Annotated in this window: 12 protein-coding genes; 5 read left to right on the top strand and 7 right to left on the bottom strand. The window is 67.8% G+C overall.

What is annotated here, in order from left to right; all coding sequences use genetic code 11:
• Positions 1 to 208: 208 nt before the first annotated feature.
• Positions 209 to 1,534, bottom strand: coding sequence for a thymidine phosphorylase (locus tag DR_RS02290; RefSeq protein ID WP_034349496.1), 1,326 nt, complete (start codon positions 1,532 to 1,534; stop codon positions 209 to 211).
• Between the two features lie 85 nt (positions 1,535 to 1,619).
• Between DR_RS02290 and DR_RS02295 the strand changes: the two genes are divergently transcribed.
• Positions 1,620 to 2,807: a glycosyltransferase family 4 protein gene (locus DR_RS02295; RefSeq protein WP_010887089.1), complete on the top strand. Its 1,188-nt coding sequence runs from the start codon at positions 1,620 to 1,622 to the stop codon at positions 2,805 to 2,807.
• A gap of 121 nt (positions 2,808 to 2,928) precedes the next feature.
• Positions 2,929 to 3,501 (top strand): DUF2268 domain-containing putative Zn-dependent protease, encoded by a 573-nt coding sequence (locus DR_RS02300; protein WP_234944667.1) that lies wholly within the window; start codon positions 2,929 to 2,931, stop codon positions 3,499 to 3,501.
• On the opposite strand, the gene DR_RS02305 is transcribed toward DR_RS02300, so the two are convergent.
• Positions 3,502 to 3,813, bottom strand: coding sequence for an antibiotic biosynthesis monooxygenase family protein (locus DR_RS02305; protein WP_010887091.1), 312 nt, complete (start codon positions 3,811 to 3,813; stop codon positions 3,502 to 3,504).
• Between the two features lie 39 nt (positions 3,814 to 3,852).
• Positions 3,853 to 4,437 carry an orotate phosphoribosyltransferase gene (gene pyrE, locus DR_RS02310; RefSeq protein WP_010887092.1) on the bottom strand — a complete coding sequence of 195 codons (585 nt, stop codon included), beginning with the start codon at positions 4,435 to 4,437 and terminating at the stop codon, positions 3,853 to 3,855.
• 47 nt (positions 4,438 to 4,484) lie between these two features.
• On the opposite strand from pyrE, the gene DR_RS02315 reads away from it, so the two are divergent.
• The 3 genes from DR_RS02315 to DR_RS02325 are packed head-to-tail and all read left to right on the top strand — an operon-like array spanning position 4,485 to position 6,384.
• Positions 4,485 to 4,694 carry a helix-turn-helix domain-containing protein gene (locus tag DR_RS02315; protein WP_010887093.1) on the top strand — a complete coding sequence of 70 codons (210 nt, stop codon included), beginning with the start codon at positions 4,485 to 4,487 and terminating at the stop codon, positions 4,692 to 4,694.
• 54 nt (positions 4,695 to 4,748) lie between these two features.
• The gene (locus DR_RS02320; protein ID WP_010887094.1) at positions 4,749 to 5,480 is read left to right on the top strand and encodes an RNase H family protein; all 732 of its coding nucleotides are present in this window, start codon (positions 4,749 to 4,751) and stop codon (positions 5,478 to 5,480) included.
• Positions 5,481 to 5,538: 58 nt separating this feature from the next.
• Positions 5,539 to 6,384 (top strand): PIG-L deacetylase family protein, encoded by an 846-nt coding sequence (locus DR_RS02325; RefSeq protein ID WP_010887095.1) that lies wholly within the window; start codon positions 5,539 to 5,541, stop codon positions 6,382 to 6,384.
• 374 nt (positions 6,385 to 6,758) lie between these two features.
• On the opposite strand, the gene DR_RS02330 is transcribed toward DR_RS02325, so the two are convergent.
• From DR_RS02330 to DR_RS02345, 4 genes are all read right to left on the bottom strand, one after another.
• Entirely contained in the window at positions 6,759 to 8,108 is a 1,350-nt protein-coding gene (locus DR_RS02330) for a glutamine synthetase family protein (protein ID WP_010887096.1), read from the bottom strand.
• A gap of 76 nt (positions 8,109 to 8,184) precedes the next feature.
• Positions 8,185 to 8,583 (bottom strand): barstar family protein, encoded by a 399-nt coding sequence (locus DR_RS02335; protein ID WP_010887097.1) that lies wholly within the window; start codon positions 8,581 to 8,583, stop codon positions 8,185 to 8,187.
• Positions 8,580 to 9,077, bottom strand: a complete 498-nt coding sequence (locus tag DR_RS02340) for a ribonuclease (RefSeq protein WP_027479559.1) — start codon at positions 9,075 to 9,077, stop codon at positions 8,580 to 8,582. The genes DR_RS02335 and DR_RS02340 overlap by 4 nt, the downstream gene beginning before the upstream one ends.
• 106 nt (positions 9,078 to 9,183) lie before the next feature.
• Positions 9,184 to 10,008: an undecaprenyl-diphosphate phosphatase gene (locus tag DR_RS02345; RefSeq protein ID WP_010887099.1), complete on the bottom strand. Its 825-nt coding sequence runs from the start codon at positions 10,006 to 10,008 to the stop codon at positions 9,184 to 9,186.
• Between the last annotated feature and the right edge of the window lie 19 nt (positions 10,009 to 10,027).

Below are 10,027 nucleotides of genomic sequence, written 5' to 3' on the forward strand. Positions count from 1 at the left end.
AAGCTTAGGCGCCCGCCTCTTACAGCTTTGGCTCACCTCCGGGCGTTGAAAAAGGCGACCTGCCATTGACCCTCATACGGCTTTCATCCGATTCCCGAACATCCGGAAAGGCGCCGGATGCCCGTCCAACTCCTTAAAACCGTATTTTTTCCATGCGCTCCGCGCAAAATTGCGCCCGGACATGTCCGGGACTCAATTTAAAACCGTATCAGCCGATATGGCCCAGAATCAGCGGCGCGGCCGCCGGAGCCTGGGGACCGGTTTCCAGCCCCGCCCGCAGCAGCGCCTGTGCCCGCTCCAGGCCGCGCCCGCCCCGGTGGTAAAGGCGCAGGACAGCTTCGCCTGCCCCCACTGCCTCGCCGGGTTTTTTGAGCAGTTCCACGCCTACGCCGTGGTCGATGGCCTCGCCCTTGCGCTCGCGTCCCCCGCCGAGGGCCAGAACGGCGCGTCCCACACTCAGGGCGTCCACCCGGGTCACGAAGCCGCTCTGCGCGGCCAGCATCTCGGCGCGGCCTGGGGCCACGTCCAGCCGCTCAGGGTCGTCCACGTAGCTCGGGTCGCCGCCCTGCGCGGCCACGAAGGCGCGGAATTTGGCGAGGGCACTGCCGTCGTGCAGGGTCTGCCGTGCCCTCGCCTCGGCCTGCCCGGCGTCTTCCCCGTGCGCGACCAGGGCTTCGACCGCCAGCGCGACGCACAGGTCGGTGAGGTCGCTCGGCCCCGCGCCGCGCAGAGTCGCCAGGGCTTCTTGAACTTCCAGGCTGTTGCCCGCCAGGTGACCGAGCGGCGTGTCCATTTCGGTCAGCACGGCGCGGACACGGCGCCCGGCCCGCGTGCCGATGTCCACCATCGCCTGCGCGAGTTCGCGGCCCGCCTCTGGCGTGGTCATGAAGGCCCCGGCGCCCACCTTCACGTCGAGCACGATGGTCCGGGCCCCCGACGCCAGCTTTTTGGACATGATGGAACTGGCGATGAGCGGCAGGCACGGCACGGTGGCGGTCACGTCGCGCAGGGCGTAGAGCTTGCCGTCGGCGGGGGCGAGGTCCTTGCTTTGGCCCACCAGCGCCAGCCCAATGTCACGCGCCTGCGCCAGAAAGCGGTCCTCGGGCAGTTCAGGAGTCCAGCCGGGAATGCTCTCGAGCTTGTCGATGGTGCCCCCGGTGTGGGCCAGCCCGCGCCCGCTCATCTTGGCGACGGTCAGGCCGAGGGCCGCGAGCATCGGCGTGAGCACCAGCGAGGTCTTGTCGCCCACGCCGCCGGTAGAGTGCTTGTCCACCGTGTCCGGCAGGGCGCCGAGGTCGAGCTGTTCGCCGCTCGCCGCCATCACCAGCGTGAGGTCGGCGGTTTCCTGCGGGGTCATGCCGCGTAGAAAAACCGCCATCAGCCACGCGCTGAGCTGGTAGTCGGGCACCTCGCCCCGGGTAAAGCCGAGCACCAGGGCTTCGAGTTCGGCGTGGGTGTGGGCGCCGCCGTCGCGCTTTTTGGCAATCAGGTCGGGAACGGCGAGCGGGGGGGAGAGGGGCGCAGTGTGGGTCATGGCCCGAGTGTGCCAGAGAACGGGCATGACCGACAGGGGCCGTCCAATGACACCTTCACCTTGACCGTTTACACTCCACCTGACTGTGCGTATCGGAATCGTGACTGCCACCTACCTGCCGTCCCGCAATGGGGTGGCGACGAGTACTGCGCTGTTTGTCCAGGGCCTGCGCGAACGGGGCCACGAGGTGCGGGTCTTCGCGCCGCGTCACCCGCAGGCCTCCGGCGACGCCGAGCCGGGCGTGTACCGCCTCAACGCGTCCTTTGCCGGGGCGCAGGCGCTCGGGGCGCCCGCCGATTACCCGGTGATGCTCGCCCCTGGGCCGCTGCTCTCGGCGCGCTTGCCGCTGCGGGGTGTGGACGTGTGGCACACCATGCATCCCTTTCTGGCGGGGCAACTCGCGCTGAGATGGGGGCGGCTCTCGCACGCGCCGGTCGTGTACACCGCGCACACCCAGTACGACGAGTACATCCACTACGCGCCGCTGCCGTCCAAGGTCAGTCGCGCCATGATTCACCCCCACGTCTCGGCGCTCGCCCGGCGGATGGACGCGGTGCTTGCCCCTGGCCGGGCGATGGTGGACATGCTGCGGCGCTACGGCTACGGCGGCGAAATCGAGCTGTTGCCCAACCCGGTCAAACTCGCGTCGTTCCTGGGGGTGAGCGGCGACGCCTTCCGCGCCGAGTTCGGGATTCCGCAGGACGCGCCGCTGGTGGTGTACCTGGGCCGGCTGGCGCCCGAGAAGAATCTGGACACCATGCTCGCCGCCTTTGCCCAGGCCCGGACGCGGCGCCCCGAGCTGCGAATGCTGGTCGTGGGCGACGGCCCCGGACGCGAGGACGCGGAGGCGGGGGCGCCGGAGGGCGTGACCTTCACCGGCGCGGTGCCCTACGTTCGCGTGCCGGAAGCGCTCGCCGCCGCCGACGCTTTCCTGACCGCGAGCACGAGTGAGGTGCTGCCGATGTCCATGATCGAGGCCCTCGCCGCCGGGGCCCCGCTGGTCGCCGCCCACAGCCCCGCCGCGCTCGACCTGATTGCCGAGGGCCACAACGGCACCGTGCGCGAGCCGACGCCTGAGGCGCTGGCGACCGGCCTGCTGCAAGTGCTCGCTCCCGCCACCTTGCCTCGAATGCAGCACGAAGCCCGCGAAAGTGCCCGCCAGTACGACTTGCCGGTGCGGGCGCAGGCGCTGGAAGAGGTCTATGAACGGGTCATTGCGGCGCGGCGCGGCAAGGGAGCGCCTTCCCGATTTTTCCGGTCTGCCAGCCGGTAAACGCCATTTGGCAGATGCGGGCGCGGAGGGCTGACGCCTAGCCTGAGCGCATGAACCACCTTCACCTTTTGAATGCTGGGGAGCAGTTCTCGCCCGAGCTGGCCGTCAGCTGCGTGCGGTGGTGGAAAAAGCTCTGGCCCGCTTCGCCACTGAGCTCGACCTGGACGGCGTAGACGTGGTGCTGATGTCGAGCACCTTCACCCTGCCGGAAACCGGAGTGCATGGGTACGCGCCCAATGCCCATCAGGTGGACCTGAGCGTGACGCCCGGTAGCCCTGCCTTTCAGCGACTCTGGCTGACCGAAGTGCCCGCCACCCTCGCCCACGAACTGCACCACGTCCGGCGCTGGCGGGGGCCGGGCTACGGCAAAACTCTGCTGGAAGCGTTGGTCAGCGAAGGACTGGCGCAGCATTTCGAGGCTGGCTATCGGGGCGAATCGCCCATTTACGCGCAACCGACGATGGACCTGGCCGCGTTGTGGGAGAGGGCACAGCCCCAGCTTTCCGCACCGCATGACCACGCCGCGTGGTTTTTCGGCTCGCCGGCGCAGGATTTTCCGCGTTGGGGTGGCTACGCCCTGGGCTACGAACTCGTCCGCCGCTTTTTCGCCGCGCAGGGCGGGGACGCGGTCAGCCACGCCAACACGCCCGCCTCGGCGTTCGAGGGGGCGTGGTGGGTGTCCTGTCTTACCTGATCAGTTGTCGCTGCTCAGCAACACGTCGTGGACTTCGAGCACCGGGCGCCCGGTGAAGGCGTCGTGGGGGAGGCTGCCGCTGCGGGCGTGGCCCTGCTTGAACTCGTCGGACTCGGTCCAGGCGCGGAAGGAGGGCTCGTCCTGCCAGTAGGTCAGCACGATGTAGGGGTCGCCGGGCTTGGTGGGCTTGAGCACTTCGTTGCGGATAAAGCCGGGCATGCCGTCCACCAAGCCGGCGCGGTTGCGAAAGCTTTCCTCGAACTGGGCGGCAAACTCCGGCTTGACGCCGATGCGGTTCATGACGGTAATCATGGGGTCAGTTTACCTCTCGGTCAGGAGGACAATGTCACATTAGATTTCTTGCAAGGGCCGCTCGGCCAGCCACCCAGGAACCTCGTGGGAGGCGTAGGTATCGAAATACAGCTCCTTGAGGCTCATCAGCGGGTAGCCCGAGAGCGGCCCGGTCTGCTGGCGGCGGTCAATGATGCAGCACAGGCCGATGCACTGGCCGCCCTGGCCTTCGACCGCCCGCACGGCGCGGAGCAGGCTGCCCCCGGTGGTGAGCACGTCTTCGACCGCCACGAAGGTTTCACCGGGCCGTACGGCGAACGCCTCGCGCAGCTTCATGCCGCCGGAGCCGTCCTTCTCGGCAAAAATCGCCCGCACGTCGGGGAGCGTTTCCGAAAGCTGCCGGGCGACCTCGTAGGCGAGTGTCACGCCACCCATCGCCGGGCCGACGATGAAATCGGGTTTCAGGCCCGCGTCCAGAATCTTTTGGCTCATCAGGCCGCCGAGTTCCATCAGGGCGCGGGGGTGCTGAAGCAGGGTGGTGGACTGCATGAAGTACGGCGACTGCCGCCCGCTCGCCAGCAGAAAACGGCCCTCGTGAAAGGCGCCGGCCTGTTTGTAGAGGTCAAGAACGTCGGTCTGGCTCATGGGGGCAGTATCGCACTTGCCTGCCGGCACTTGAGGCACAATGCCCCATGGACACGCCGCGCCGCCCCGCCGACCCTGCCCCGCACGCCACCCGGGTGCGCCGCCGGCTGCTCGGCATCCCGCTCACCGAACTCGCGCAGGCCGCGCAGGTCACGCCCGAACTGCTCGCCGCCATCGAACGCGGTGAGGCGTCGCCGGAGAACCTGCACCTGTACGGGCGACAGACCCTCTCCAAGTTGTTGGACCTCGACCTGTAGTTTCCCTTTCTTCCCGCTTCGTTCCGCGCCGGTCCAGAGGAGGATGTGGCCTGCATGAACCATGCTTTTGTAGACGCCAGCTGGCAGGAACAACCCGACGGGCGCGGTCTCGGCGGCTGGGGCCTGGTGCTGCTCACGCCGGGCAAGCTGCCCGCCCGGCACCAGGGGCAACTCGACGCGCCCGACAACAACGCTGCCGAGTTGCGGGCGGTACTCGAAGCGGTCCGGGCGGCCCCGGCAGGCGAGGCGCTCACCGTCCACACCGACAACCAGACCGTGATTGCCTGTGTGGCGCGGGGTCGGGGGCCATTTCTGCTCTCCGAACTGACCCAGGAAGTGCAGGCCGAGGCCGGACAGCGCGGCGTGGCGCTGCGGGCGGTCTACGCCCCGCGCACCCGCCGCCACATGCTGACCGCCCACGACCTCGCCAATGACGCCCGCAAAGGCAGCACGACGCCGGGGCAACTGCTGCCGCACGCCGACGTGCTCATCGAGCAGCGCCCCGCCCTCCCCGAGGCCCGCGTGAGCCTGCGCCGCAGCGGGGAGCGGGTGTCGGCGTTGGTGCCGCTCGACCCGTTGTCCGAAACACCGCCGAGTGCCCAGGCGCTGCTCGCCGCCGTGACCCTCGCCCAGCCCGGCGAGCGGCTGCTCGTCCGCCGCGCCAGCAAAATCGCCCAGGCCCTCTGGCAGCGGCCCGAACGCGCCCTGCTGCCCGCCGCGCACGCCCGGCTCGCCCAGGCCCGCGCTCAGGCCGAGGCGTCGGGAGTAGAGGTGGAGTTTTTGTAATCTTGGTTTTGCTGCTGCGCTTGGCTGAAGTCCCAGTGCTTGCGCTTATTCTGCCCGCATGACTTCCTCCAGCACCCCTGCCCCACGCGCGACTCTGCTCGTCATCTTTGCCCACCCCGACGACGAAGCCTTCAGCGTGGGCGGCACCCTGACCCACTACGCCCGCCAGGGGGTGCGGGTGGTCCTCGCCTGCGCCACCCGCGGCGAGGCGGGCAAAATCACCGTGCCCGGCATGACGGTGGACGACCTCGGGGCCCAGCGCGAGCAGGAGTTGCGCGAGGCCTGCCGCGCCCTGGAGATTGAGCCGCCGGTCTTTCTGGACTACCACGACTCGGGCCGCTACGAGCGCACCCGCCACGACGACCCCACCGCCCTGATGAACGTCAACCCGCTGGACGCAGAAGTCAAACTCCGCGCCCTGATCGAGGACGTGCAGCCGCAGGTCATCGTGACCTTCGACCCGCACGGCGCTTACGGGCATGTGGATCACCTCCAGATGCACCGCGCGACCGTCGCCGCCTTTTTCAGCACCGGGCACCTGCCCTCCGGCGGCCCGCAGCGCCTGTACTACACCGCCATGACCCACCAGGCCGCTGCCCAGATTTCGCGCCTGGGCCACGACCAGTCCCTCGACCCCCTCGTCTACGGCGTCTCCGACTCCACCCTCGCCGTCACGATGGACGTGGGCGCCTACGCCGAGAACAAGAAGGCCGCCCTCGCCGCGCACGGCACCCAGATGGGCGAAACCAGCTTGATGGGCCGCCTGTCGCCCGACGAACGCGCCGCGCTGGAAGAGCGGATGCTCGGCAAAGAGAGCTTCAGCATCGGCGGCACCCGCACAGCGATTCGGGAGTACCCGCTGCGGGGGCTGTTTGATGGGGTGGGGGTTGAGGGGTTGGTTTGAGCTGAGTTGGTCTGGGGGCCCTCTCTGCAAGCAGCTCTGCGAGTCACCCCTTGCCTGCGACAAGGCCCTCTCTGCTCCGCAGCTCTCCGAGTCCCGCAAGGGGAGAGGGTCAAAAAGAGGCTTGAGCTTTAGCTTTTTTCGATGCCGCCCCCGAAAAATCGTGAAAACGCAGAACGGAAGGGCCGTCGGGCGCGTCAGCGCACGGGCCTCGCGTCTGCCGAAATCACGAGACTCCAGACCAACCTACGCACTTGAGAAATGCCGCCCGCTAAGCGACATCACCGCCATGTGCACAGCGCCAGCGTTAAGCCCCTGTCCCCTCTGGGGATAGGGGTTTGGGGTTGGGGCCAAAAGCTAAAGCTCCAGCCCCCGCACTACACCAAATCCAAATACCGCTCCAGCTCCCAGGCGTGCACCGCCGAACTGTACTCCCGCCACTCCGCCCGCTTCGCCGTTACGTAATGCTCCATCACGTGTTCCCCCAGCGCGGCGGCAATCACTTCGTCCTTCGCCAGCTCGTCCACCGCCTCGCGCAGGTCGCCGGGCAGCTCTTTGACGCGGTGGTGGCGCTTTTCACGCACCGTCATGCGGAAAATGTTGCGCTGAATGGCGGGCGGCGGCTCCAACTGCCGCTCAATGCCGTCGAGCCCAGCGGCGAGCATGGCGGCGAGCGCGAGGTACGGGTTGCAACTCGGGTCGGGCATCCGCAGTTCGGCGCGGGTGGACGGGCCGCGCTTGGCGGGAATGCGGACCAGCGCTGAGCGGTTGGACGTGCTCCAGGCGATGTTGACGGGGGCCTCGAAGCCCGGCACCAGCCGCTTGTAGCTGTTGACGAGCGGGTTGGTGATGGCCGTCATGCCCTCGGCGTGGTCGAGCAGCCCGGCGACGAACTGGTGCGCGGTGTCCGAGAGGCCATGTTCGCCGCCCGGGTCATCAAAGACGTTTTGCCCGTCCTTGAAGAGGCTGAGGTGACAGTGCATCCCACTGCCGCTGACCCCGGCAATCGGCTTGGGCAGAAAGCTGGCGAGCAGGCCGTGTTCGAGCGCAATTCGCTTGACCACGAACTTGAAAGTGGCGATACGGTCGGCGGTTTCGAGCGCGGGGGCGTAGCGGAAATCAATCTCGTGCTGCCCCGGCGCGACTTCGTGGTGCGAGGCTTCGATTTCAAAGCCCATTTCCACCAGGCGGCTGGCAATCTCGCGGCGAATGCGCTCGCCCCGGTCAATCGGCGCGAGGTCGAAGTATCCGGCGCGGTCATGGGTCACGGTGGTCGCCGCGCCGTTGGGGCCACGTTCAAACAGGAAAAACTCGGGTTCGGTGCCCACGTACATCTCCAGCCCGAGCGCCTGCGCCCGTTCCACCTGCGCTCGCAGCACCCGGCGGGGGTCGCCTTCAAAGGGGGTGCCGTCGGGCAGCGTCACGTCGCAGATCAGCCGGGCGACGCGGCCCCGCTCGCGGTCGTCGCGGGCAAACTGCGGGTAGACCAGAAAGGTGGACAGGTCGGGCGAGAGCAGCATGTCCGACTCCTCCACCCGCGTAAAGCCCTGCACCGCGCTGCCGTCGAAGGTCACGTCGCCGCTCAGCGCCTTGGCAAACTGCGTGCGCGGCACCTCCACGTTTTTGGTGTGCCCCAGGATGTCGGTGAATTGCAGGCGCAAAAAGCTGACCTCGGCGTCCTGCAACTGCCGCAGGATGCCGTCGGGGGTAGGCGAGACGGACGTCATGGGGAACAGGGTAGAGGGTCAGGCGCGGCGGGGGAAAGACCGATCCGACCTTGCCCCCGCCGCCCGCTTGTTCTCTTTACCAATGCCGCGTATCGCTGTCCGGCTCCTCGGCGAGCAGCCACAGCATCCGCCCCTGCTCGCCGACGTTTTGCTGGGCGTCGAGCAGCGCGCTCTCGAGTTGGGCGCTGAGTTGCCGGTTGCGGCGGCGAAACACGTCGTAGTCGCACAGCACCAGCGCGAAGCGGGGCGGGCGCTGTTCGGGGTCGGTCAGCACGTCGTAGAGCGCGTCCCAGTTGCGCCCGAACGAATGCGTGAGGCCCAGCCCCGAGAGAAAAGCCAGCATCAGCGCTTCTTTATCGCGCACGCCGGTCAGCACCACCTCGCGCACCGACACCTGATGTCCGGCGGCGAGCATGCGGATTTCGTGGGGGGCCTGCTGCAACCCGGCGGGGGGGTGGGCGAAGACGTTCATCATGGCCGGATTCTCCTGAAACTGGCGTAGTGGTCGGCGGTGTAGTAGCACTCGGCGGTGTTCGTGACCGGCTGCCCGCCGCACACGACGCGGCGCGCGCCCCGGTCGGATTCGCCGGGCGTCCGGACGGTGTACTCGCGGTAATACCCCCGCGCCTGCTGGGGCAAAATCCCCTCGCGGTTGCCGAAAGTCACGCCGTCCTTACTGTAGCGGAAGGGGCCGCCCCTGGCGATCAGCGTCAGCAGCTGCTGGCCTTCAGGCGGGAGCTGCGCGACGTTGACAAAGGCCAGGCCACTCAGCGGGTCACGGGCCGGGCGGCGGCTGGCAGATGGGCGGCTGGCGGGCGGAGTTGCGGGAATGCTGGAGACGCTGGCGCTGCTCTGCGTCCGTGGTTGGCCGGTCTGAGTCTGGCCGGTCTGAGTCTGGCCGCTCTGGGCCGAGCAGGAGGGCAAGAAGACCGCGAGGAGCAGCAGCGGCATGCGCAGGGGCGAAGTCATGCGCCGCAGTGTAGGCAGCGCCGCCTGCGGCAGATGAAAGGAAGCTGACGGGTCTTGGGGCATGGTGGGGAGGGTCATGTAGACGGTGTAAGTATGGGCCGGGGCATCAGGCGAGCGAGCCGTTTTGCAGCACGCCCCTGGCGATGAGCACCAGAATCAGGACGCCGACCACCACGCGGTAAACGGCAAAGCCCTTGAAGTTGTTGGTGGACACGAAGCGCAGCAGCCAGCCGATGGCGAAGTAAGCGACCACGAAGCTGGTCACCGCGCCGATGGCGACATTGACCACGCCGATCTGCGCCAGAATCTCGCGGCTCTTGATGAAGTCGAGCAGCGCCGCGCCGCCGAGGGTCGGTACGCCGAGGTAAAAGCTGAACTTGGTGGCGGTGGGGCGGTCGAGGCCGAGCAGCATCCCGCCGAGGATAGAACTGGCGCTGCGCGAAAAGCCCGGCCACAGCAGCGCGAGGCACTGCGCCGCGCCGATAGCGAGGGCTTTGCCGGCGCTGATGTTCTCGATGTCGTGGGTGTCGGGGGTGGCCTTGCGGCTTTCGAGCAGCCACATCAGCACGCCGCCCACGATCAGAGCCCAGGCGACCACGCTGGGGCGGAACAGGTACGCCTTGATGGTGTCGCCGAACAGCACCCCCAGGATGACCGCCGGAATACACGCCAGCACCACGCCCAGCCACAGCCGCTGCTGCCCCCGGTCATGGCCGATGTGCCGGATTTTCAGGAAATCGCGCCAGTAGTAGACCAGCACCGCCAGGATGGCCCCCCCCTGAATGACGACCTCGAAGGTGTCCTTGACTTCCTTGGGCCAGGGCACGTGCAGCAGGTTGCCCGTCAGAATGAGGTGTCCGGTGGAACTGATGGGCAAGAACTCGGTAATGCCCTCAACGATCCCGTAAATCAGCGAATACAGCCAGTCCATGTCCAGTGGAGTCTAAAGC

This window comes from Deinococcus radiodurans R1 = ATCC 13939 = DSM 20539 (assembly GCF_000008565.1).
GTDB lineage: Bacteria > Deinococcota > Deinococci > Deinococcales > Deinococcaceae > Deinococcus > Deinococcus radiodurans.